General features: G+C 38.4%; 22 protein-coding genes and 5 pseudogenes. 15 read left to right on the plus strand and 12 right to left on the minus strand.

The annotated features are described in order from the left end of the window. The first annotated feature begins 2 nt into the window (after window positions 1-2). The 6 genes and pseudogenes from NMK50_RS07340 to NMK50_RS07365 all read left to right on the plus strand — a co-directional run bounded on the left by NMK50_RS07340 (window position 3) and on the right by NMK50_RS07365 (window position 4,721). Complete coding sequence (locus tag NMK50_RS07340) at window positions 3-209, plus strand: Trm112 family protein (RefSeq protein WP_254769933.1); 207 nt, start codon at window positions 3-5, stop codon at window positions 207-209. A 45-nt stretch (window positions 210-254) separates the two neighbouring features. Further along, window positions 255-452: a Trm112 family protein gene (locus NMK50_RS07345; RefSeq protein ID WP_254771215.1), complete on the plus strand. Its 198-nt coding sequence runs from the start codon at window positions 255-257 to the stop codon at window positions 450-452. A gap of 1,518 nt (window positions 453-1,970) precedes the next feature. Next, window positions 1,971-2,333, plus strand: a complete 363-nt coding sequence (locus NMK50_RS07350; protein WP_254769934.1) for a helix-turn-helix domain-containing protein — start codon at window positions 1,971-1,973, stop codon at window positions 2,331-2,333. Window positions 2,334-2,591: 258 nt separating this feature from the next. After that, window positions 2,592-2,887, plus strand: a pseudogene (locus NMK50_RS07355) (Arm DNA-binding domain-containing protein); the annotation flags it as partial. A gap of 93 nt (window positions 2,888-2,980) precedes the next feature. Continuing rightward, window positions 2,981-3,247 (plus strand): annotated as a pseudogene (locus NMK50_RS07360) (Arm DNA-binding domain-containing protein); the annotation flags it as partial. A gap of 442 nt (window positions 3,248-3,689) precedes the next feature. Next, window positions 3,690-4,721: an aspartate-semialdehyde dehydrogenase gene (locus NMK50_RS07365; protein ID WP_254769935.1), complete on the plus strand. Its 1,032-nt coding sequence runs from the start codon at window positions 3,690-3,692 to the stop codon at window positions 4,719-4,721. 76 nt (window positions 4,722-4,797) lie between these two features. Here the strand turns inward: NMK50_RS07365 and NMK50_RS07370 are convergent, their stop codons facing one another. Further along, the gene (locus NMK50_RS07370; RefSeq protein ID WP_254769936.1) at window positions 4,798-5,472 is read right to left on the minus strand and encodes an SH3 domain-containing protein; all 675 of its coding nucleotides are present in this window, start codon (window positions 5,470-5,472) and stop codon (window positions 4,798-4,800) included. 522 nt (window positions 5,473-5,994) lie between these two features. Here NMK50_RS07370 and NMK50_RS07375 point away from each other — a divergent pair. The 4 genes and pseudogenes from NMK50_RS07375 to NMK50_RS07390 form a co-directional block, all read left to right on the plus strand. Then, entirely contained in the window at window positions 5,995-6,813 is an 819-nt protein-coding gene (locus tag NMK50_RS07375) for a MetQ/NlpA family ABC transporter substrate-binding protein (protein ID WP_254769937.1), read from the plus strand. 49 nt (window positions 6,814-6,862) lie between these two features. Beyond that, window positions 6,863-7,897 (plus strand): methionine ABC transporter ATP-binding protein, encoded by a 1,035-nt coding sequence (locus tag NMK50_RS07380; RefSeq protein ID WP_254769938.1) that lies wholly within the window; start codon window positions 6,863-6,865, stop codon window positions 7,895-7,897. Then, complete coding sequence (locus tag NMK50_RS07385; RefSeq protein ID WP_254769939.1) at window positions 7,890-8,549, plus strand: methionine ABC transporter permease; 660 nt, start codon at window positions 7,890-7,892, stop codon at window positions 8,547-8,549. Before NMK50_RS07380 ends, NMK50_RS07385 begins: the two co-directional genes overlap by 8 nt. 11 nt (window positions 8,550-8,560) lie before the next feature. Then, window positions 8,561-8,821 (plus strand): annotated as a pseudogene (locus tag NMK50_RS07390) (ABC transporter permease subunit); the annotation flags it as partial. A gap of 6 nt (window positions 8,822-8,827) precedes the next feature. Here the strand turns inward: NMK50_RS07390 and NMK50_RS07395 are convergent. After that, a complete protein-coding gene (locus tag NMK50_RS07395) occupies window positions 8,828-9,307 on the minus strand; it encodes a MaoC family dehydratase (RefSeq protein ID WP_254769940.1) in 480 nt (159 codons plus the stop codon). A 165-nt stretch (window positions 9,308-9,472) separates the two neighbouring features. Between NMK50_RS07395 and NMK50_RS07400 the strand changes: the two genes are divergently transcribed. Beyond that, window positions 9,473-10,807, plus strand: a complete 1,335-nt coding sequence (locus NMK50_RS07400; protein WP_254769941.1) for an NAD(P)H-dependent oxidoreductase — start codon at window positions 9,473-9,475, stop codon at window positions 10,805-10,807. A gap of 323 nt (window positions 10,808-11,130) precedes the next feature. Further along, a pseudogene (locus tag NMK50_RS07405) lies at window positions 11,131-11,405 on the plus strand (integrase); the annotation flags it as partial. Window positions 11,406-11,575: 170 nt separating this feature from the next. On the opposite strand, the gene NMK50_RS07410 reads toward NMK50_RS07405, so the two are convergent. Continuing rightward, window positions 11,576-11,857 (minus strand): hypothetical protein, encoded by a 282-nt coding sequence (locus NMK50_RS07410; RefSeq protein WP_254769942.1) that lies wholly within the window; start codon window positions 11,855-11,857, stop codon window positions 11,576-11,578. 1,538 nt (window positions 11,858-13,395) lie between these two features. Between NMK50_RS07410 and NMK50_RS07415 the strand changes: the two genes are divergently transcribed. From NMK50_RS07415 to NMK50_RS07425, 3 genes are read left to right on the plus strand one after another with little or no spacing between them, the layout of a single operon-like run. Further along, a complete protein-coding gene (locus tag NMK50_RS07415; protein WP_254769943.1) occupies window positions 13,396-14,139 on the plus strand; it encodes a creatininase family protein in 744 nt (247 codons plus the stop codon). 12 nt (window positions 14,140-14,151) lie between these two features. After that, complete coding sequence (locus NMK50_RS07420) at window positions 14,152-15,180, plus strand: CobW family GTP-binding protein (protein ID WP_254769944.1); 1,029 nt, start codon at window positions 14,152-14,154, stop codon at window positions 15,178-15,180. A gap of 10 nt (window positions 15,181-15,190) precedes the next feature. Further along, window positions 15,191-16,162, plus strand: coding sequence for a WD40 repeat domain-containing protein (locus tag NMK50_RS07425; RefSeq protein ID WP_254771216.1), 972 nt, complete (start codon window positions 15,191-15,193; stop codon window positions 16,160-16,162). A gap of 247 nt (window positions 16,163-16,409) precedes the next feature. Here NMK50_RS07425 and NMK50_RS07430 read toward each other — a convergent pair. From NMK50_RS07430 to NMK50_RS07450, 9 genes and pseudogenes are all read right to left on the minus strand, one after another. Beyond that, a pseudogene (locus tag NMK50_RS07430) lies at window positions 16,410-17,232 on the minus strand (autotransporter outer membrane beta-barrel domain-containing protein); the annotation flags it as partial. 277 nt (window positions 17,233-17,509) lie between these two features. Next, window positions 17,510-17,692, minus strand: coding sequence for a hypothetical protein (locus NMK50_RS10695; protein WP_441296295.1), 183 nt, complete (start codon window positions 17,690-17,692; stop codon window positions 17,510-17,512). Between the two features lie 12 nt (window positions 17,693-17,704). Next, a complete protein-coding gene (locus NMK50_RS10700; RefSeq protein ID WP_441296296.1) occupies window positions 17,705-17,827 on the minus strand; it encodes a hypothetical protein in 123 nt (40 codons plus the stop codon). 48 nt (window positions 17,828-17,875) lie between these two features. Then, a complete protein-coding gene (locus NMK50_RS10705; protein WP_441296297.1) occupies window positions 17,876-18,541 on the minus strand; it encodes an autotransporter outer membrane beta-barrel domain-containing protein in 666 nt (221 codons plus the stop codon). A gap of 54 nt (window positions 18,542-18,595) precedes the next feature. After that, window positions 18,596-18,904: an autotransporter outer membrane beta-barrel domain-containing protein gene (locus NMK50_RS10710; RefSeq protein ID WP_441296298.1), complete on the minus strand. Its 309-nt coding sequence runs from the start codon at window positions 18,902-18,904 to the stop codon at window positions 18,596-18,598. Next, window positions 18,901-19,095, minus strand: coding sequence for a hypothetical protein (locus NMK50_RS10630; RefSeq protein WP_374112167.1), 195 nt, complete (start codon window positions 19,093-19,095; stop codon window positions 18,901-18,903). Before NMK50_RS10630 ends, NMK50_RS10710 begins: the two co-directional genes overlap by 4 nt. A gap of 155 nt (window positions 19,096-19,250) precedes the next feature. Continuing rightward, window positions 19,251-19,415 (minus strand): hypothetical protein, encoded by a 165-nt coding sequence (locus NMK50_RS07440; protein WP_254769945.1) that lies wholly within the window; start codon window positions 19,413-19,415, stop codon window positions 19,251-19,253. Window positions 19,416-19,525: 110 nt separating this feature from the next. Beyond that, window positions 19,526-20,122 carry a hypothetical protein gene (locus tag NMK50_RS07445; protein WP_254769946.1) on the minus strand — a complete coding sequence of 199 codons (597 nt, stop codon included), beginning with the start codon at window positions 20,120-20,122 and terminating at the stop codon, window positions 19,526-19,528. Between the two features lie 453 nt (window positions 20,123-20,575). Further along, on the minus strand, window positions 20,576-23,611 hold the full coding sequence (locus tag NMK50_RS07450) for an autotransporter family protein (protein ID WP_254769947.1): 3,036 nt from the start codon (window positions 23,609-23,611) through the stop codon (window positions 20,576-20,578). Window positions 23,612-24,088 lie beyond the last annotated feature (477 nt).

Genomic DNA, 24,088 nt, shown 5'->3' on the forward strand with positions numbered 1-24,088 from the left:
ACATGAAAAAAATGACCACCGATCCTAAAATGCTCGAATTACTGGTTTGCCCAATCACAGGCGGGACACTCTCTTTAGACCGAAAAACACAAGAATTAATTTCATTCAAAGCAAATCTTGCTTACCCTATTCGTGATGGTATTCCCATTATGCTTGCCTCAGAAGCGCGCCCTTTACAAGATCGTGAAAAGGCAACATATAAAAAATAAAGAATCTTCTTGTAGCAGCCTGTTATCATTGATTGCTTCATGAAAATGACCACCGATCCTAAAATGCTCGAATTACTGGTTTGCCCAATCACAGGCGGAACACTCTCTTTAGACCAAAAAACACAAGAACTAATTTCATTCAAAGCAAATCTTGCTTACCCTATTTGTGACGGCATTTCCATTATGCTTGCCTCAGAAGCGCGCCCTTTACAAAATCGTGAAAAGGCAACATATAAAAAATAAAGAATCTTTATTCATTTTTGTAGCAGCCTGTTATCAATCACCTCTTCATCAAGCTGAATTCTTTTTTAACTTCATTGTCTCACTCTTCGCGCATTTTAAAAAAGCCATTTGGCTAAAAAAGTCATTTGGTAACACGCCAATTCCATCATTCTCTTTACCAACGCCCAACGTCTCATCTGCTCTAGATGGTTTCACAAGCAACATATTAACACCTCATAAGAAAGCTTTTTTCCTATGAGAACAGGATAAAATCCTCTTAACCAAAAGAGAGCATAAAAAACGCATGGGAATTAAAATTTATAATATAATCAATAACATTGATACCCACAGAAAACCAATTTATCATTCAAAAACAGATTAAATTGACAAGAAAACCGTTAGCAAACAAAATCAAACCAGCAATGACTTTTTTTACCCATATCGTCATCCCGTAATATTTTTAAAGGTGCAATAATCGGCTAATTTTCGCAAACGATTGCTCATCAAAAAAGCGGGAAGAAAAATTGACCAAAATCCCTTCAAAAGAGTGAACCTGCATTACAACAGTTGCACTTTAATGTAAGAAAAACCAACAAGCAAACTTGCCTTCATTGTGATTGACGATCTCAAGAAATTGCCCTAAGAATGAGATCAGTGGTTTTGGTCGTATACGCAGCGATCAATAGGGCCTGGAAGCCTGAAAAACTCGAACACAAAAAATGAACCCGCTTTGCGGGTATCCCGGGATTCCGGGGACTCTTGTTATGTCCAAGTGCTCTAAGCACTAAAAGCAAGAGGCTGTTTAGGTTCAGCACTTCCAGTCCCCGGAATACAAATGCGAGGGCGCTCGCAGCCGGTGGGGGATAAAGTGCAAGCAAAAAATCCACATTTGAATGATATTTCTATAGGCAAAAAAATTCGCTTTAGAAGAAGCATCATAAAGAGAGCATAAAAAATGCACGGGAATTAAAATTTATAATATAATCAATAACATTGATACCCACAGAAAACCAATTTATCATTCAAAAACAGATTAAATTGACAAGAAAACCGTTAGCAAACAAAATCAAACCAGCAATGACTTTTTTTACCCATATCGTCATCTCATAATATTTTTGAAGGTGCAATAATCGGCTAATTTTCGCAAACGATTGCTCATCAAAAAAAGCGTGAAGAACAATTGACCAAAATCCCTTCAAAAGAGTGAACCTGCATTACAACAGTTGCACTTTAATGTAAGAAAAACCAACAAGCAAACTTGTCTTCACTGTGCTTACCTTCATTGTGATTGACGATCTCAAGAAATTGCCCTAAGAATGAGATCAGTGGTTTTGGTCGTATACGCAGCGATCAATAGGGCCTGGAAGCCTGAAAAACCTAAACACAAAAAATGAACCCGCTTTGCGGGTATCCCGGGAGTCCGGGGGCTCTTGTTATGTCCAAGTGCTCTAAGCACTAAAAGCAAGAGGCTGTTTAGGTTCAGCACTTCCAGTCCCCGGAATACAAATGCGAGGGCGCTCGCAGCTGGTGGGGGATAAAGTGCAAACGAAAAATCCACATTTGAATGATATTTCTATAGGCAAAAAAATTCGCTTCAGAAGAAGCCTCATGGGGCTTTCTCAAAAACAATTAGGCAAGCATTTAGGTATAACATTTCAACAAATCCAAAAATATGAAAAAGGCTTGAACCGCGTGGGCGCAGGACGTCTACAAGAAATTGCTCATATCTTAGAGGTTCCCATTTCCTTCTTTTATGCGGATATCGCAACAAAAGAAGATAGCACATACCACCATGATGAAAAAATAACCAGCAAAGACGAATATCAACTTTTAAAAACTTTCAGAGTCCTCAAACCCGAAAAACAAAAAGCAATCTTGCGATTGGTTTCTGATCTAATGTAAAAGAACTATATTTTTTATAATTTTAGTGAATCTTTCTTAAATAAACGCTTTTATAATTTATAGAACTTTGATTTATAAAGATAATTTACTTTTTTACCTGTTAAATGAGTCCCCCAAAATATTGTAAGATTCTTTCATTTCAAAACATTCCACACCTGCTTATGTTGGATCAATCAAAACCATCCCCTTGCACATTATAAATGAGATTATCACGTGGATAAAAGAGAGAGAAGAAAGGCGTAAAAATGCCTGTAATGTATTGTCTCAGATACCAAGGGCTCTTGCAACAGGGCTCTTGCAACATTGGGAAGCGGTAAAGAATATGATGGCGCCGGTTTGTACCGTCATAAGCATAAAGATGATGGTGCTCAGTGGCTTTTACGCTATACCATTCACGGGGGCGGCGTCGTAAAATGAGCTTGGGGGCTTTAAGAGATGTCTCTTTAAAACAAACCTGTGAATTGGCAACACAATAGCGTTCTATTCTTTATGAAGAGCGTGATCCCATGAAAGAAAATGATAAACAAAAACGTGAGGCAATGCGTAATCATTACTGAAAGGATTAAATGAAAATTACAAAGTAAAAAGCGAAAACGATACTAAAAAGAGTGTTGTTCCTTTCGTAGTACTCTAAGAACAAACACGTAATGAATAAACGAGAAAAACTTCAGCAAGGCTATGATGGAGCCGGCTTGTACCTTCATAAGCGTAAAGATGGTGATGTTCCATGGCTTTTACGCTACACCATTCACAGGCGGCGTCGTAAAATGGGCTTGAGGGCTTTAAGAGATGTCTCTTTAAAACAAGCGCGTGAATGCGCAACCCAATGGCGTTCTGTTTTGCATGAGGGTCATGCCCCCCTTAAAGAACGTGAAAAACAAAAACGCGAGACAATGCGTAACCATTACTGGAAATATTACATGAAAATTACAAAGTAAAAAGCAAAAACGATACTAAAAAAGTGCTATTCCTTTCATAGTGCTCTACGAACAAACACGTAATGAATAAACGAGAAAAACTTTAGAAAGACAATGCATGATACAATCATTATAAATTGTAAAATGTAACCATCGCAAGGGAAACAATTGACAGGAGATAAGCAGTTCACTAAATTGAAGCGCTGTCAAAGAGATCCGCATGTGGCTTGGCGTAAAATATTCAAGCTTTCTTAATTCTTAACAACCAAGAGAATGACAAATTAAAAAATGAATCGACCCGTATTACTTATAGGAAAAAATAAGTATACATGAAAGTAAGACCTCTAAAACCAATAATATGATTTAATATTCTTGGCCAACTCATACTCTTATAAGGGTTGCCTAAGGAAAAAAGAGAGAAGGACAGGAGTATGGAAAAATGAGTTTTAAAGTTGCAATTGTTGGCGCAACTGGAAATGTTGGTCGTGAAATGCTTACAATTCTAGAAGAGCGTGGTTTTCCTGCTCATGGAATCGTTCCTTTGGCATCACGACGCTCCTTAGGGCAAAATGTTTCTTATGGTGATAAAACTTTAAAAGTAAAAGCACTTGATAATTATGATTTTTCTGACACGGATCTTTGCCTTATGTCTGCGGGCGGAAGTATTTCCAAAGAATATGCCCCTAAAATTGCCGCGTCCGGATGTGTGGTCATCGACAATTCATCCACTTGGCGCTATGATACCAACATCCCATTAATTGTGCCTGAGGTGAATGCACAAGCCATTGATGCATTTTCTAAGCGCAATATTATCGCTAATCCCAATTGTTCAACAATTCAACTTGTTTTAGCATTAAAACCTCTCCACGATGCAGCAAGCATCAAACGTGTTGTTGTATCCACTTATCAATCAGTCTCTGGAGCTGGTAAAGAAGGAATGGATGAACTTTTTGAACAGTCACGAGCTGTTTTTGTTGCAGATCCCATCACATCAAAAAAATTCACCAAACGCATCGCCTTTAATGTCATTCCCCATATCGACGTTTTCATGGAAGATGGTTATACAAAAGAAGAATGGAAAATGACGGTTGAGACAAAGAAAATTCTTGACCCGAAAATCAAATTAACAGCAACTGCTGTCCGTGTTCCTGTCTTTATTGGTCATGCTGAAGCTGTTCATGTTGAATTTGAAAAACCACTCAGCGCCCACGAAGCACAAGCGCTTCTCCGCGATGCACCTGGTTGCCAAGTAATTGATAAGCACGAAGATGGTGGTTATAAAACACCCTATGAAGGCACGGGTGAAGATGATACCTTCATTAGCCGCATTCGTGAAGATATTACCGTTGAAAATGGTCTAGCTTTCTGGGTTGTCGCCGACAATTTAAGAAAGGGAGCAGCACTCAATGCAATTCAAATTGCTGAATTGCTTATCTTCCGTAATTTGATAAAGCCCAAATCAGCAGCCTAAACAAAAAGCAGCATGAAGTGAAAATGCTTCATGCTGTTATGTTTTTTCTGTCATCTCAATAATCGTTAGATTTGCTTTATCTCTGTGGAGCAGGATAAGTTACAATACGGTAGCGCGTTTCATTGCGTTCAAAATTTTTGAAATTAACATCATCTGGAAAAAAAGGGTTATACGCATTTACGTGTTTTACTGAAACACCTTGTGCTGTTGGTGATGGATTCAAAATTGTTCGTTCATCCCTTTTTTTAACCCCTGTGGGGTCAAGAATCACATCTGTTCTGTGGTACAATTGTTGCACATTTTTGCGTATTTTCTGAGGCAGTGTAAGAGTTTTAGAGCCCGAAACTGTCTGCTGTCCTCTTTTCTTTTGTGCCTTTACCATAGAATTTGGTTTTACATGCATCTTTGTAAAAGAAATCACAGGAACATCGTTGACATTGACATAACGCGCAGATGCCCAACCAACTCTTCCCCTATAACCAAGAAAACACCAGGTCTTATGAGAAAGACACCCATTAATCTGCACTTTTGCTCCCGTTGGAATATTTGCAATCACTTTATAAGTTGTTGCTGGACCTGTGCGTAAAACCACCTGCCCTGTTGCAACACGAGCAACGGTTCCAATCGCTGCATGAGGAGCGGCCATTGCCATCTCGACTCCATTCAAAGCGAATAAAATCCCACCAAAAGACAATAAACGCCCAAAAGACAATAAACGCATTGTAGCTAATAAAAATTTCTCTTTTAACATTCTTTTTTCCTCTCCAAAATATAAAAGGCAAAATATTCACTTTTTCAAATAATTTGCTGTATTTAGTTCAAGTGGATACGCATTCTTGATCTCTTAAAGACCCATCCCATTTTGAGAAAATTTCTCTTACCTTATCCTCTACCGCTTCCATACACACGAGCTCTTGTCTTGAGGATTTTGCCTTGATTATGCAAGTTTCTCCATTCTTCTCGTAGATTTACCGCCAAAACGTTATCTTACTGGTTAGCTCTTCAGCCAATCATTCATGTAAAGAAGTTTTGAAAGCGTCATTGGTTCCTCGAAAAATGGTGAAGAGTCAAAAATTTATTGCCTGAATTTGAGCGAAGAGTATCGAGCAAATGATGTGTTTTTGCAAAAATACTTACAGTAGAAAAAAATAATATTTTCTTTTGCATAAAAATGATTGAATATTCTATGAAGCTTTTATAGTCTCATATCTCCATAAAATAGAAATATATTAAAACTTTCCTTAAAAAAGCTTGGAAAGAAAGGCAAAAACACATGACATTAAAGAAATTCTCTTGGAAAACCACACTTGGATTACTCCTTTCTCTCTTTACATTCTTTTTGTCTCCGAGCTTTTCCATGGCAGCAGACAAATCAAAAATCAAACTCGGTGTTATGGAAGGACATGAAGCAACTGTTTGGAAAGTTGCTGCCGAACAAGCAAAAAAAGCAGGTTTAGAGATTGAACTTGTTTATTTTTCCGATTACACTCTACCAAACGATGCGGTCAATGCAGGCGATATTGATGCCAATGCTTTTCAACACACACCTTATCTGAATAACCAGATTGAACAGCGTGGTTACAAACTTTCCGTTGTTGGATACACATTCATTGCCCCAATTGGTGTCTATTCCCACAAAATAAAACAGTTAAAAGAACTTCATGATGGAGCACAGGTTGGCATTCCCAATGATCCATCAAATGGTGGAAGAGCTTTACTTCTTCTCAATTCTCTAGGTCTTATTAAGTTAAAAGATCCTCATGATATTCTTGCAACACCACTTGATATTGTTGAAAACCCTAAAAACTTACAAATTCGTGAATTAGATGCCGGCATGTTAGGGCGAGCACTCAATGATTTTGACATTGCGGTTATCAACACAAACTGGGCGTTGGTCTCTGGATTAAATTTAGAAAAAGATGCTCTTGCATGGGAAAAAGCAGAAAATAACCCTTACAACAATATCATTGTAGTGCGAACTGCCGAAAAAGATGAGCCATGGGTTAAAAAATTAGTTTCTGCTTACAATAGTGAGCCTGTTCGTGCAAAAATCAAAGAAATTTTTGGACCAGCTGCGCAGACATCTTGGTAATTGTGCCAAATATCCTGGTAATTTTACCCAATCGCTTGGGAAGTATTGAATGGAAAAACCCGCTCTGATCTCCTTAAAAAACATCAGCCGTTGTTACAGCAAAACGGCTGGTTTTCCAGCAATTGATAATTTATTTCTAGATATCCATGCCGGCGAAATCCTTGGCATTATCGGACGCAGCGGAGCGGGAAAGTCCACACTTATTCGTTGTTTAAATGGCTTAGAGAAAATTGATACGGGGGACATTCTTTTTGAAGGAACCAACATTTCAAATTTGACAGAGACACAATGGGCGCCTTACCGTCAACGTATTGGCATGATTTTTCAACATTTCAATCTTTTGTCATCACAAAATATTCTTGATAACATTGCATTACCCCTTAAATTAAAAGGTATAAACAAAAAACAGCGCCATAAACGCGCTCTTGAGCTTATTGAACTCGTAGGATTATGTGGTAAAGAATACTGTTATCCAGTGGAACTTTCAGGGGGACAGAAACAACGTGTTGGTATTGCACGTTCCCTCGCCGCTAATCCTAAAATATTATTATCAGATGAAGCAACCTCTGCTCTTGATCCTGAAACAACACAATCCATTCTAGAACTTCTTGCTGATATCAATAACCGCCTCAATCTTACCATTGTGCTCATTACCCACGAAATGGAAGTTGTGCGCACTATTGCCCATCGTGTTATTGTCCTCAATCAAGGACGCATTGTGGAAGAAGGACGTGTGAAAGATATTTTCACATCACCACAAGAAGAGACAACCATTGCCATGCTCAAACTTGTTACTCCACAACTTCCTGAAAAATTTGCAAAAAATCTTAAACCGATCGGTCAAGAAGCCGTCATTGAAATTAATATTGCCGGTGAAATTGCCCAACAGCCTTTTCTCCATCTTCTTGAAGATGCAATCGGTTTAAGAGCACGTATTCTACATGGTGGCATTGATACAGTTCAAGGAGAAACCATCGGTCGTTTATTCTTAGGTCTTCCAAGCCAAAATAAAGAGGCGTTAGAAAACGCCGTCAAATGGTTGAGTGAAAAAGGGCGCTATTGCGAGGTGTTAGGTTATGTTTAATATTCTCTCTCATGAACTTTTCAGAGCCATTTTTGACACGATAATGATGACAATAAGCGCTTCTTTTATGGCCCTCATTATCGGGCTCCCCCTTGGTCTTGTGCTTTATACAACAGCTCGTGGAGGAATTTTTGCCTCATGCCTCATCAATCGCCCTTTGAGTATTATCATTGATAGCCTTCGTGCCATTCCATTTATTATTCTTGCATTTTACCTTCTTCCCCTTACGCGTATCGTTGTAGGAAGAGGTGTAGGCATGCCTGCTGTCATCTTTGTCCTAACCATTTCAGCTATTCCTTTTTATGCAAGAATGGCAGAGCTCTCGTTTAAAACAGTTGAGAATGGTCTCATTGAAGCAGTCCGTTCTATGGGAGCAAGTCGTCTTCAAATTATTAGACATGTTCTTATTCCTGAAGCACTCCCTAGCCTAATCACGGGTTTTACCGTCATGATTATTTCTCTTATCGGAGCCACTTCACTTGCTGGATATCTTGGCGGAGGTGGTTTAGGTGATATGGCGATCCGCTATGGCTATCAACGTTATAACACCCCCATTATGACAAGTGTTATCATTCTTTTGATCATTCTCAATGTCATAACTCAATGGTCTTCTGACAAAATTGTACAAAAACTCGACAAAACAAAGCATTAAAAAAATTTAGAAATAGGCATGTTCTTATTCCTGAAGCATTCCCTCGCCTGATCACAGGTTTTACCGTCATGATTATTTCTCTTATCGGAGCCACTTCACTTGCTGGATATCTTGGCGGAGGTGGTTTAGGTGATATGGCGATCCGCTATGGCTATCAACGTTATAACATCCCCATTATGACAAGCGTTATCATTTTTTTGATCATTCTCAATGTCATAACTCAATGGTCTTCTGACAAAATTGTACAAAAACTCGACAAAACAAAGCATTAAAAAAATTTAGAAATCTGCGGACGTCTCACCAACCATAGCAATGATAAGCCACTGAGCGGTAAGAGCAGGCTTTTTAAACTGTTCAATTTCTAACGTTACGCCATAGTGAAAAACAACGCGACCAGAAGGGCGGATTTCAGCATCATTTAAAACAAAACGCGCACGCACCCGTGCCCCTGTTTTTACAGGGCTCATAAAACGCACTTTATCAAAACCATAATTAATCCCCATTGTTGCTCCTTCCAACTCTGGAAGAGCCTCATAAGCGAGTGTAGACAAAAGCGATAATGTTAAAAAACCATGAGCAATAGTACCACCAAAAGAGGTTTTTTTAGCTCTTTCCTCATTAACATGAATCCATTGATGATCATCTGTTGCGCATGCAAATTGGTTAATCATATCCTGCGTCACAAGATGCCACTGCGACAAACCCATTTCTTTTCCTATGAAATCTGCGATATCTTGTACTGCTATTTTTCGTTGCATCACGCCATTCCTGTTTTATTTGACAAAAGCCAACACACCCTCTTGCTTTTATAGAATCCATTGATTAGAGCATCAAGAATAAAAGGTTAACGATCTGAAGAGCAATCACATTTTATGAGCAAAAAAGTATTCTGGAGCAAAATAATTTTTAAATAGGAAGAAATCATGGCCAGCAATGTCAGCCTAACAGGTTTAGCGCGTGATTTAAAACAGCGTGCAGAAAAACATCCCCCTATTCGCATTGGACTGATTGGCTGTGGCGAAATGGGAACAGATTTGCTCTCAAGTGTTGCCCATATGGATGGCATAACAGTTGCAGCTGTTGCCACTCGAACACCATCACGTATTTTTGATGCCGCTCTGTTAGCCTATGGAGAAAAGGGTCATGCACGCGAAATTGAAAGTGCCAATGCTTTAACGCAAACCATCGAAAAAGGTTTAATCGCCGCCACAAATGATATTGATTTTATTTTACATCATGAACAAATCGATATTATCGTTGATGCAACAGGCTATCCTGAAGCTGGTGCCGAAATTGGCCTTAAAACACTTGAAAACAATAAACATCTTGTCACAATGAATGTTGAAGCAGATGTTACAATTGGTGCTTATCTCAAACATGAAGCAGAAAAACGGGGCCTTGTCTATACACTTGGTGCCGGTGATGAGCCAACGTCTTGCATGGAGCTCATTGAATTTGTTTCAGCCCTTGGGCACAAAATTGTTGCAGCTGGTAAAGGGAAAAACAATCCGCTTATCTTTGATGCAACACCTGATGCTTATGAAGAAGAAGCAGCACGACGCAATATGAATGTACGCATGTTGGTTGAATTTATAGAAGGTTCTAAAACAATGGTTGAAATGGCCGCCATTGCCAATGCAACAGGGCTTCTCCCTGATTGCCCAGGAATGCATGGTCCACAAGCAGCACTCCAGGATTTAAGCAAAATGCTTATTCCAAAACAGGATGGGGGTATTTTAAACAATTATGGTGTTGTCGATTATTCAACAGGTCAAGGCGTATCCCCAGGTGTTTTTGTCATTGCAGAAATAGCCCATCCCCGTCTACGCGAACGTATGGAGGACTTAAAAGTTGGTCAAGGACCTTACTTTACCTTCCATCGTCCCTATCATTTAACAGCAATGGAAGTTCCCCTCACCTGCGCACGTGTTATGCTTTATGGGAAAAAAGATATGGTCCCCCTTAGCACTCCAGTAGCAGAAGTTTGTGCTGTTGCTAAAAAAGATTTACACCCTGGAGATCAGTTAGATTTTATTGGTCTTTACACTTATCGTGCTTGGATCATGAACAGTGTAGAAGCACGTGCTCATCACGCTATTCCTTGTGGTCTTTTGGAAAAAGCAACCGTGACAGCTGAAATAAAAAAAGATGAACTCATTACAATCCATAATACTGTTATTCGTGAGGACCAATGGATTGCACGTCTTCGCGCCAAACAAGATCTATTACTGAATTGCTTTTCTTCTACAGGTATATAAATAAAATTTTATACTCTTTTGACTTATAAAGTAGCGATAATCCTGCAAAAACAGCAGGTTATACTCTTTTAAAAGGGCGCTTAAATCATTTTAACCCCTTTACGCGTGCATAAACAAAGCGCCCTCTATTTTTCACTTTTCTATTCACGGCAATAGATTGATTTATAAAGATAAATCATCATTTTGCATAGAGAATGAGAGCCTTAAATATCCTAAGATTCTCTCATCGCAAATCTGTTCATATTGAATCAATCAAAATCATCCCCTTACACATCATAAGGGGGATTAGCGTGTGGATAAAAAACACTAAAAAAAGGAGAAAAATACCTCTTATGAATCGTCTAAATGCCAAAGATTCTCGCAACATTGGGGGCTGGTAAAGAGTATGTAGAATAGGCTTGTACCTTCACAAGCGTAAAGAGAGTGGTGCGCAATAGATTTATCGATATACCATCCATGGACAGCGTCGTGAAATGGGCTTGGCTGCTTTAAGAAATATCTCTTAAAAAAAGCGCATGAATGTGCAACACAATGGCTTTCTTTTCTACATGAGGGTCGAGCCCCCATTAAAAAACGTGAGACAATTTCACAACAGCACAAATGCTTTTGTGAAGATATTTTTCTCCAAGAATGATCAACAAAACACGCCAATAAAAGAGAGAAATTTCGATGAGATTAACAAAAAAACTTATAAGATAAAAAAAAATAACCCTACAATGGACGACACAGCACCAATAAGATCCCCGGTGAGCAAAGAAGACAAACATACTATAAACCCACACCACCCCAAAACGCTTTAAATAAAGAGACATTTTCAGTTTTTCCAAAAGCAAATCTGTCTTGCCCTTCAGCATCACGAATAACAGCCATGTCTATAGCCTTAATAACTTCTACAACTTCAATAGCCATACCCTCTCCTGTTGCTGCTATAGTAGCAACAGGTGTCCCTTCTTGAAATCGCACTTTTATACTGTTCGCACAGCACTTTACAGTTTGTACAAAACACCGAATAGACGCTGTTAGAATGGACAAACACATACGACTTTTCAATATAGCTTTCTTTGCTCCTCTTTTTCTTCACTGAAGAAATTCAAAGAATATTTACAGTTATAAAAAACAAAATTTATTCTCATAATCACCATAGATAATATGATATGTTTTATCATATCTATAAATTATAGTATAACACATTATGTATTTCATGTAAAAAGTAAAAAATATTATGCAAATGAATTCATAAAAATGATGAAAAAACTTACCTGAAAATGATATAAATTCATACTACAATAAAGAAGATATTTAAAAATCAATTCATCATAAGAAATATATTTATAATTCATGAAGAGATGGACTGTTCCTACTTTTTTGTAAATTTACAACAGATAAAAATAAATAATATAACTGATCTGTTTTGCATTCTCAAAAATGCTAAGCAGTTTTGTTTTCTTACAATAAAAAATAAAATATAGATTCAGTAATTTAAGAGATAAAACAAAAAATGTGCCTGATGATAAAGCAAAGAAAACTGTTATAAATGCAAAGAGAAGAAAATCGTCTCCTTTTATTTTCAATTTTCTTACTAGCGCTCTTTATTCTCATTCTGGTCAATAAAAACGACTAGAATAGTAGACCTCCTTCGCTTTTAAATGAAAAGTGCTCATCCTTTGTAAAGAATCAATCGGTTTGTTATCTTAATAGTTACCTTACAAAAACCCTCATTATACGCGTCTTAACCGTTCAAAATCATTATCTCTTTAGTGAACACGCCAGAACCTCTCCACCCCATCACTTGAGCAAAACTTCCCTGAAGACCTCTTCCCTGTCACTCCACCCACGCAATTTTTCTATCATGAATTACAGAGATATTTTTAAAAGTTGTATTGATTAAAAAACAGTATACCATTTTGCTACATTGCATATAAATTTGCTACATTGCATATAAAATGGAATAAAGCACATTCTCACAATTGTGATATAAAATATAAGCCTTACCATCACTTTCTTTTTCACATCAACAACCACACATTACTCTTTGCCTTTTAAAGGAAAACGCCCCTTCATTCGTAACAATTTGCTTGAGAATGAGAATTCATCGTTTTTCCTATTGAACTCTCCCCAACATCGTAAGAACCTCTCATTTCAATCTTGTGGATGTTGGATCAATTAAAATCATTCCCTTACATATTACAAATGAAATGAACGTATCGATAAAAATATGAGAAGAAAGAAAAATGCTTCTCATGAAGCGCCTTAAGGCAAAGGTTGTCACAACATTGGCAACAAGTAAATATAATATAAAGCGCATCATTCTAAAATCTTAGCGTTTTGAAAATAGGTTTCTCATCAAAAATTTTTATAAAACACACTTTACTTTTAAACATCGACAAGGCGATAGTACACCGAAATGGGAATATTTTTCAACGGTCTCTTTTCCTGTTTTTAACAAAATGCTGTTTTTGTTCTCTCTCTTTAAATGCACGACAACACTCTTGTTTGCGTTTTTTCTACAGATAGATTAAATTGAGAAAAATAACCTCACCATTTTTGATCATTTTATCTCTCTTAACCTCTCTTTTGGACAATAATTTATGGTATCCAACACGCCTTTTCTTGCTCTTTTACCCTTGGGCGCACATGAATATCATGGACAACATCTCCCCTTTGAAACTGACTGGATTATTGCTGAAGCTTTTGCAAAAGCACTCACCACACAAACAAAAGAGCAATTTGAGATCATGCTCTTACCGGTTGAAAAAATTGGCTATTCCATTGAACATATGGATGTTCCGGGTACACAGACACTCAGCTTTTCTGACGCTATCGAGCGGTGGATAAATATCGGTGAGAACTGCTATCGTAAAGGCATTGAGCGTTTTCTTCTTCTCAATGCGCACGGAGGCAATGCACCTTTAATAAGTATCGTGATCACCGAATTACGAAGACGTTTTTCAATGCTTGCCATCGCAACAAGTTGGAGTCGTTTTGGCCTACCGCAGGGTTTCATAGCTCCCTCTCAACAACATCTTGATATCCATGGAGGTTTCATAGAAACCTCCTTAATGCTTTATCTCGCACCAGAAAAAGTGCATATGGAGAAGGCAAAAAATTTTTACAATAAGCAAGCTGATATGATTGCCAATTATCAATATTTACGCGCTTATGGTCCTCATGCTTTTGGATGGACAATGCGTGACCTTAATAAACAAGGAGTAGCAGGAAATGCAAGCAAAGCAACAGCACAAGCAGGTGAAGCAATTTTCTCTCATGTGCTTCGTGGGCTTTGTGATTTACTCGATGATATCAATCAATTTAAAATAAACACCTTCCAATAAAAGGCATCCTCCATGGAAAAAAAACAAAATATGCCCCATAAAATTCCCGTTACAGTTCTCACAGGCTATCTTGGTTCAGGAAAAACCACTCTTCTCAATCGCATTCTGAGTGAAAATCATGGCAAACGTTATGCCGTTATCGTTAATGAATTTGGTGAAATTGGCATTGATAATGATCTTATCGTTGCATCGGATGAAGAAATTTATGAAATGAATAATGGCTGTGTTTGCTGTACCGTACGTGGCGATCTTATTCGTATTCTGGAAAGCCTCATACAACGCTCTCACCGCTTTGATGCGATCATTATAGAAACAACAGGACTTGCGGATCCTATTCCCGTTGCACAAACTTTTTTCATGGATGATACTATACACGAAAAGACCGCACTTGATAGCGTCATAGCCGTCGTTGATGCAAAACACCTCCCCTCTCAACTTAAAAAGAGCCGTGAAGCTGAAGATCAAATTGCTTTTTCTGATATCATTCTTTTGAATAAAATTGATCTTGTTACGGCACAAGAGCGTGCACAGGTTGAATCGCTTATTCTTGCAATTAATTCCCAAGCTGTACTTTATACAACAGAGCGCGCGAATATCCCTCTTGATAAACTGCTCAATCTCGGTTCCTTTGACCTCCAACGTGTTTTAGAGAACGATCCCCATTTTCTTGATCCTCAACATAAAGACCATATCTGTAGTCCTGATTGCCATCATGATCACCAACACCATCACGCATCCCCCCTTCATGACATTACCGTTACTTCTGTAAGTTTAACAACCGGTGCTCTTCAACCAGAAAAGTTTTTTCCATGGATTCAACACATTACGCAACAACAAGGTCCTGATATTTTGCGTTTAAAAGGAATTATTGCCTTTCAAGGAGACGCTGATCGATATGTTATTCAAGGCATACATATGATTCTTGAAGGGCAGCATCAACGTCCATGGCGTGAAGATGAAAAACGGCAAAGCCGGCTTGTTTTTATCGGCCGCACCCTTGATGCCGAAAAGCTTAAAACTGGTTTTGAAAATTGCGCATAAGCGAGTAACAATGCCAAGCATAACCCATTACAATCTTCAAAGTTATTGTCTCTCCTGTGGTTTTATTGACAACAAACCCGCTTTCGTTTCAGTGGAAGGTTTCATTGTTTTTTTAACCCCAATCCCGAAAGTTGTTGAAGCTCATCAAGGAATCATTTCAAGCCATTTTGCCCCCGACAACACAGCGATTATCACGGGTGGAGAAGACGGGAAAGCCTGTCAAACAACAGCAGATGGTCAGATAAAAGTACTGGGACATCAAAAAGGTCAATGGATAAACAAAGTTACTTTTGGACCACGGAAAGTTTTTGCTTTTTCCTCCTCACGTTTAGCATTGGCAAATGTCGGTCAAGGGCTACAAGAGCTGACGCATGAACGCAGTGTAGAAAGTCTTGCATTTGCTCCAAAGGGCTTACGGCTTGCCGTTGCCCATTACAATGGTGTCACCCTACATTGGCTCTCAACGCAAACACCTCCAACCACACTGGTATGGCAAGGAGCACATTTTAATGTCACCTTCTCACCAGACAATTGCTATGTCATTTCCACCATGCAAGAAAATGCCCTACATGGCTGGCGCCTCGCTGATAAGCAACATTTACGCATGAGTGGCTACCCAAGCAAAGTCAAAAGCTGGTCTTGGAGCGCAAAAGGAAAATGGCTAGCAACATCAGGCGCCTCAGCAGCCATTGTCTGGCCCTTTCATAGCAAAGATGGCCCTATGGGTAAAGCACCACTGGAACTAGGCACACGCGCAAATGCGCTTGTTCATACCGTTTCATGCCATCCAAGCGAAGACGTCGTAGCAATAGGCTTTAATGACGGAATGATTTTGTGCGCCCATTTTCAAAGTGGAAAAGAAGTCCTGCTAAAAGATTGTGGGAAAAGCGCCATTTCAACGCTAAACTGGGATCAGACCGGACATAACCTTGCCTTTGGCAGCGAAAACGGTGAATGTGGTATTATCAATATTTCTGTTTAAGAAAACAACCATGATCACAAATAAAACAGCCGTAGTTCCCTCCTAGCAATAATTGAACATAAAGCCCCTCTTCCTCCCCCCAAAAAAACACACTAACAAGATGTTTTCAATCACAGCCCTCAAAAGTCATACATTGTGCCCTTTTTATTAATAAACAAAACAGCCTTGATGAAATAAGAACGATTTCCCTAAATAAAAAGGCAGCATTTTTGCTGCCTTTTATATAAGAGGGACATGTCATCCTTTGTTAAAAAAGATAACGAAGACCAGCAGAAAAACTTACTCCAGAAAACCCTGCTTTTGTCAATCTATACTGATAATTTATATCTCCATGCAGCGCAAAGTTCGAAGACAATTTGGCATTAAAACCAACTCCTGCTTCTAAAGAGGAACCAAAAGCACCTAACGGGAATTTATCTTTAAAATACACAAACTGCTTTTCTCCAAAACCATGGACAAAATGAAGTTTCCCATTGAAAGCAATAACGGGCTCTTTTTCAAAAGCAGCAAGTGCCTGCGTTAAACATCCACCAACACGCATCACCCATTGATGAAGTTTTCCCATTTCAATATCAAAACCATCAATATCGGATGCCTTATCAAATTGCAGATTTTGATAAATAACCTGAATCTGCGGATCAAAAAGAAGACCTTTATATCCTGTTATAAATGTTTTACCACCAACCAACGAAGCATTGAAAGGATTTGTTCTTTAATGTTGCCGTCTTCCCCCTTTCAAGGATCATGACATCACCCTTAAACAAGCCATAGGAAAGAAGACCATTGAGATAAAAGCCCGTATCCTCCTGCATGCTACCCTATGCTGTCACTGCGCCTTTATGAAAGGTCCTTTTTGGGCTTTGTTCAACATTCAAAGGTTGCAAAGATAATGTTTCATATGCCTCCATAACCTTAAAAGAAAGAGTACTGTATGCAATATTGATATTGTTCAGCAAAATGACAACCTCTATGGCATTATACTCAATGCGCACCTCTCCACAACCATATTCAAATGCGTATAAGGATGAAATACCACAATGATTACTATCATAACTGCGTAGAAACAAAGCAGAATATAAACAACCGCACATTCCCCTAAAAACCAGTTCTTTAAAAACAGCTTACAAATATGTACTGATCGAAAAAATCATCATAAAAAGCAGAAATTGAACGCTCTGAAATATAAAATCCCACTCCAACCTCATTTTCAGAAAAAGAACAGAAAAACAAGAAAGCATTTTAAAGATATGTAAGAGAGTTGTTTTCAAAATTGTGCAAAACAATTGATAAAAAAAGCCACAAGCAATGCTGGTGGCTCTTTAAAGAATGGATTAAAAGACGTTCAAACTAGAAACGGTAGCGCAATCCCCCAGAAAAACTAACGCCATAAAAGCCTGCCTTGGTAAGTTTGTGTTGATAAACCAAATCAGCATGAAGCGCAACTTTTGAAGACAATCGGGCATTCAAACCCAATCCAGTTTCTAGAGAAGAACCAAAAGCACCCAACTGGAAAGCATCTTTAAAATGCACAGTTTGTTTTCCTTAAAAATCATGCGTAAAATGAAGTTTTCCATAAAAAGAAGCCTCTTGATCCTTCTGAGAGGAAGAGAACATCTTCGCCAAACGTCCACCAACACGGGCCACCCATTGATCAAGTTTTCCCATCTCAATGTCGAAATCATCAACATCATGGGCCTTATTAAACTGGAGATGTTAGTAAACAACCTGAACCTGCGGATCAACAACAAAACCTTTATATCCTGTTGCAAACGTTTTACCGCCAGTCAAAGAAGCACTAAAAGGATTACCCTTTAATGTTGCTGTCTTTCTTCGTGCAAGGGTGAGAATATCTCCTTTGAACAAACCATAGGAGAAAAGACCATCCACATAGAAGCCTACATTATGCTGCATGGTACCATATGCTGTAACCGTCCATTTATCAAATGCACTTTTCTGACTTTGCTCAACATCGACAGGTTGTAGAGAAAGCTTTCCATAAAACCCCATAACCCCAAAGGATATGGCGCTGTCAGCATTTTCAATCGTATTGAGCAAAAGACCTGCCTCTAAAGCGTTATAGGTAAGATCACCATTATACCCATATTCAAGCGCAAATAAATCTGAGACATAACGGTAACTCCCACCATAACCACGCAAAAATGAAGCAGGTTTTTCATGAATTTCCACCATTCCACTGGAAGTCATCCGCAGTGCCTCCAACTGCTTATTTTGATTATTAACATCCATTAAACCAGCATAAAACATGCTATTTGGCAAAAGAAGATAGGTTGGAACTTGTGGAACAACGGCTTTAATCTCTAAAATCTCTAGCTCTAAACTACGATCAAGAACAGGACGAAGCTTAGGAGCAGGATTCAACCGAGTATTAGCTTCAATATATTCATTCTCGAGGCGGAAATCCCAATGTTCTCCTCAACCCTCGACTAATTTTTGAACCGCACTTGCCTTCCCTAGTCGAGATTTTGGACCATAAGCATAAAGCCTATACTGATAAGGAAAATTATCTAACGCAACATAATCACCGTCTAATTTAAAAGAATCCTCCTTCGCTCTCCCAGAAACCTGAATAATTGAGATACCCTTGTTATTGCCTTCAAAACCTGTGCCTCCCCTTGGACTTCCAGAAACAGCATCTACATGGACTGTTGTTTTTGCTTCAACATCTCCATAGATTAAAAGACGATCGGTTTTTTGCTCTTTAAGAGCGCCCCTCTTATTCAAATATGTATTGAGATAAAGACGTGCATGCCCCTCCGCCCTATAAACCTCACCTGATCCTTTTCAACGCGAAGTGTTTGATCATGACCAGCTTCACTGGAATTTGGTTGTTCAAAAATAAGAGAACTATCAATAAGATGGAGCAATGAAATTGATGAAGCACCTATCAAGTGAGAAGAAACAGTATTTTGCAAACTTTGATTTTTGGATCGCGTTAAAGTCCATTTTGTCCCCTTCCTCAACCGAAATTCAGCATGAGAACTTTTATCAATACGCGCCCACTACAAGCGCAGATTCATCAGCTGCAACCTTTATAAAAAAAACCTCTTCAGCCTTTAACAATAAATCTCTAGGACATTCTAGAATTATTATAAACTGTAACAAATCCACCAGATTTTCTACTATGAACAGCCGTACCATTTGAAACTTTTAAAACAGTCGTGGACAAAAAAACACTTCCTCGTTTAGGCAAGTTCCCTTCTGGCAAACCTCCAAATAACTCAGCCTCCCCCAAAAACGATAAATCTCTTCGTTCGTACGAGGTCTGTCTCCACTCCTACAACACAGAATTCATAAGCTGCATTTCCCTCTACTAAAACAATAGATTGTATAATATCAATAATGCTACCCCCCTAATGAAACACCATGTGCATCGGAAGCTTTAACTTCACCTTCTAAAAACTGGACAGCGCCTCTATACCCTGACATCTGAAAAACTGAATTTCTCTCATGGACACTTATACACATCACCCGCTCACCCTTTTCGGTAATGGAAACGCCCTTTAAAGTGATTTGCCCCTCATTTCTTCTTGTTTGAACCGCGATACTTTTTGTAAATTCAATCACCCCTTTTTCTATCTCAACGGATCCCGAATTATCGGCCACGATACCATACTTCCAAAAGCTTGTATTTAAATCATCGGGATTTAAAGCATCTTTAATAGTTATATTCTTCCCTAGAATAGGCGTGTTTTTTTGAGATGCTTGTATGACAACAGTTTCATCACTCTTTCCATCAATTTTCTGATACGTTTTTTCGCTAATGTAATGTGTTTTACCATCATTGTACTGATAAGATGAAAGTGCGCTATTACATGCAAATTGATTTTTACCATTTTGCTCCTTACCATTAACAGCAACGCTAGATGGCGCCTCAACAACAGCTTGTTCCTTTGCAATGACATTGACACAAAAAGAAAGATAGCTGTTGTTACAGTGCACAAAGAGAGATGATTTTTAAATATCTTGACCATAATTCTAACCGTAAATTTCTTTCCAAAACTTTGATAAAAGCAAACATTGCATTGAATTACCCTTACCAAAGATATGTTTAATACGCTTTGTTAAAAATACACGCAAAATTAATATGTTTTGTATTTTATGTAAATATGAAATAAAAGATTACTCAAAAACACCATCATAACTCTGAGATTCTCACAAAGAACTATGAAAATACAGGCTTTATCAAGCTTCACGCATAGAAAAATCCTTGTAAAATAGAAAATTGGTAAACCTCTGAATACAAGTCTCATCCAATTAAAAAAAATCAAATCAGGAAAGACATTTAAGATATGCCAAAGACCTCTCTTCAAACACGCTAGCAAAGATTTCTAAAAAAAGAGCCACAAGCATAGCTTGTGGCTTTTAAAAGGATTTATTTAAATATGGACGAGACTAGAAGTGATAACGCAAACCCCCGGAAAAGCTGGTTCCAGAAAAACCTGCTTTTGTCAGTTTGTGCTGATAAACCACATCACCGTGAAGTGCAAATTTTGAAGACAATTTGGCATTAAAACCTAATCCAGTTTCTAGAGAAGAACCAAAAGCCCCCAACTGAAAAGGATCTTTAAAATGCACAATTTTTTTACCTCCCAAACCATGAGAAAGGTACATTTTACCATAGAAAGAAACAACACGCACCTCATCCGTTGTAGGAAGAGTTTTTATCAAACGCCCCCCCACACGTGCGACCCATTGATCAAGTTTCCCCATCTCAATATCAAAATTATCAACATCATGCGCCTTATCAAACTGGAGATGCTGATAAACAACTTGAACGTTCGGATCAAAAATAAGACATTCATCCCCTATCATAAACGCTTTACCAGCAGTCAAAGAAGCACTGAGAGGATTGCCCTTCAATGTTGCTGTCTTACCACGGGCAAGAGTGATAACATCCCCTTTGAACAGACCATAGGAGAGAAGTCCATCCACATAAAAACCTGCATCATGCTGCATACCGCCATATGCTGTCACTGACCATTTATCAAATGCACTCTTTTTGCTCTGTTCAACATCTAAAGGTTGTAGAGAAAATCTCTCATAAGAGCCCATAATCCCAAAAGAAGCGGTACCATATGCATTTTCAATTGCTTGAAGCAAAACACCTGCTTCTATAGCATTATAGTCAAGCTCACCTCCATAACCATATTCAAGAGCAGAAAGGTTTGAAGTATAACGATGACTCCCACCATAGCCGCGCACAAAAAAGGCAGAATTTTCATCACTTTTCAACAGTCCACTAGCATCAATTCTCAAAGCTTCTAACCGTTTACTTTGATTGCCAATATTCATCAAACCTGTTTGAAACAAAGCATTTGGCAAAAGCAAATAAGTTGGAACTTGCGGAACAACAGCCTTGGGACGAGGTTGCAAATCTGGTACGAGAGGAGGCTCTGGAGGAGGTGTTGGACTAGGAGAAGGTTGAGGACCAGAATCAACATATCCATTTTCGAGACGGAAATCCCAAAACTCCCCATCCCCTTTCACCAATCTTTGCGTTGCACTTGCTTTCCCTAAAGAAGATTTCGGCCCATAAGCATAAAGCTTATACTGATAAGGTGAATTTTTTGCTGTTACATAACCACCATCTAATTGAAAAGAATCTTGATGTGCCTCTCCTGAAACCTGAATAATTGAGATCCCTTGTTCATTTCCGCCACTACCCGTAGATTCCCCTGGACTTCCTGAAACAGCACGCACATGAACCATCGTTTTCCCAGCAACATCCCCATAAATCAAAACACGATCAGTTTTTTGATTCTCAAGAGCACCACCTTTATTTAAATATGTATTAAGATAAATCTCAGCATCACCCTGTGCCTTATAAACCTCACCCGTTCCTTGTCCAATATTAAGTGTTTGATAATTGTAAACCGGAGCAGATTTCAGTTTCTTAAAATTAATAGAACTATCCATAAGGCTTACTAATGAGATAGATAAGTCCTTGGAAAAATCTGACTCATGGGAATTATTTTGTTGTCTTTGCTTTAAAATCCATGTTGAATCACCGCTCAAATAAAGTTCAGCAGTAGAATTATCATCGACAAAGACTCCTCCTTCAAGGGTAGAAGCACTCGCTAAAACTTTTACCGAAGCACCATTTTCAGCTTTTAACAACAAACTTCCTGAGCTTAAGGTACTTTGCGTTAAACCAACAACACCAGACGTCTTTTCGCTACTATAAATAGCCACATCGTCTAAAACTGAAAACATCGTTCTCTGCAAATTAACAACTTCCAATCTCCCTGGAGTTTCCTTCTCCTTTGAATCTTCTTTCTTCTCGAATTTCTCCCCTAGTTTTTCTCCTTTAAAATATATACCGTAAGCCCCTTTACCTCGCACTGTAATAGAAGAAGATTCAATATTAACTTCAGTTACATCAACATTATCCGAATTGACTTCAGTTGTAGAAACCTCATCCGATAAGGCGTTAGTCGGCAGAATCGAATTAAAAGTAGCTACAGTATTTTCTGATAATATGCCATGGGCATCCGTAACATCAATAATCCCATTTTTAAAATTAACAGCCCCTCCTAAATCCATACGCACAACCGCATGATCCTTGCCTTTGTCCCCCTTCCCAGTAATTTTTACATTCTCGAGATTTACTTTTCCCCCTAACATCGAAGAAACCCCATAGCTGTTCATAAAATCAACTGATCCACCTGACATCCAAATTTCTGAATTCTCATAACTTAAAAGACTTGCGGTTCCATTAGCGGTCTTAATTTTTGTATCTTCTAAAAGAACAAACGAATTATCTGTTGCATCAGCCCCCTCATGACTTTCCTCAATTTTTCCATTTTTTATCTCAATCACTCCATTACTCGCGCGAAGAGCTATAGTTGTGCCTTTAAGAATCGGGTCTTCCAAAACAATCTTACCGTTCTCTAATACATGCACACCGACTAGAAAAGATTTATCTAAAACTTCACTTCTAACAGTTACATTCTCCCCCGTAACTTTTGTCCCCCCCCCTTTTACTGTTACAGCAGTAAGATTATGAGGAGTATTCGTCATCTTATAAGACTTATTGTCAATTTTATCCTCTGTACAGTTATCACATATATAATAAGCACCATTATATAGCATCAACTTCCCATTAGAGTGATTTTTGTAAACATACTTATTACTATCATTATCCCCGCCTTCTCCGCTAAGAGGAATACCGCGCCTCCCACTAAGATGTACACCACCCTGACTATTATATGGAGGGACATACAAACTACCACGCTCCCCTTCTTCTCCACTGAGAGGTTTGTTAGGATAGCGACTCCCACCAAATGTGTTTTCGGTAACGGTAATTTTATAAACAGGTCGACCAGATCTCCCTACATTTGCACCAACGACTCCTCCATTTTGTAATAATGAAAGGATAGCCGTTGTAGCCGTATATAAAACTAGACGATTTCTAAACAATTTAATCATAGTTCCCTCGAAACTTTACTGCCCCTCTCATTGAAAATAAAAGCACCGATAAAACAGCCTCACCGACACCTAAAAACACAAAAAGGTGTAAAGAAAGGATGCATCTACTGCTCATTTGACCCGTGCAATGAATTATCCAAACAAACTTAGTGGAAAATCTGCATATAAGACAAAACCACCTATAAGAGAATAATAATATATTACACTTTATAGGTGTATAATGCATTCTGTGTTTCGTGTAAAGTAAAAATAAAACTATAGCGTGTAATTAATAAAATTTACTCTCTATCATTGTGAAATTTGAAAGACTGGCAAAAGATGCACATGAAAAGGCTATAAAATCAAAAAAGATGAATTTAAAAATCAGATTAAAGAAACATAAAATAGCATAACGAATACGGTAAGATCAGATGGGGTATTGTGCACCAACACTGAGTTTTTCCATCATTTAAAAGCGCCTAAAAGCTTGTCATCACA

Origin of the sequence: Bartonella harrusi (genome assembly GCF_024297065.1) — a bacterium.
Taxonomy (GTDB): domain Bacteria; phylum Pseudomonadota; class Alphaproteobacteria; order Rhizobiales; family Rhizobiaceae; genus Bartonella; species Bartonella harrusi.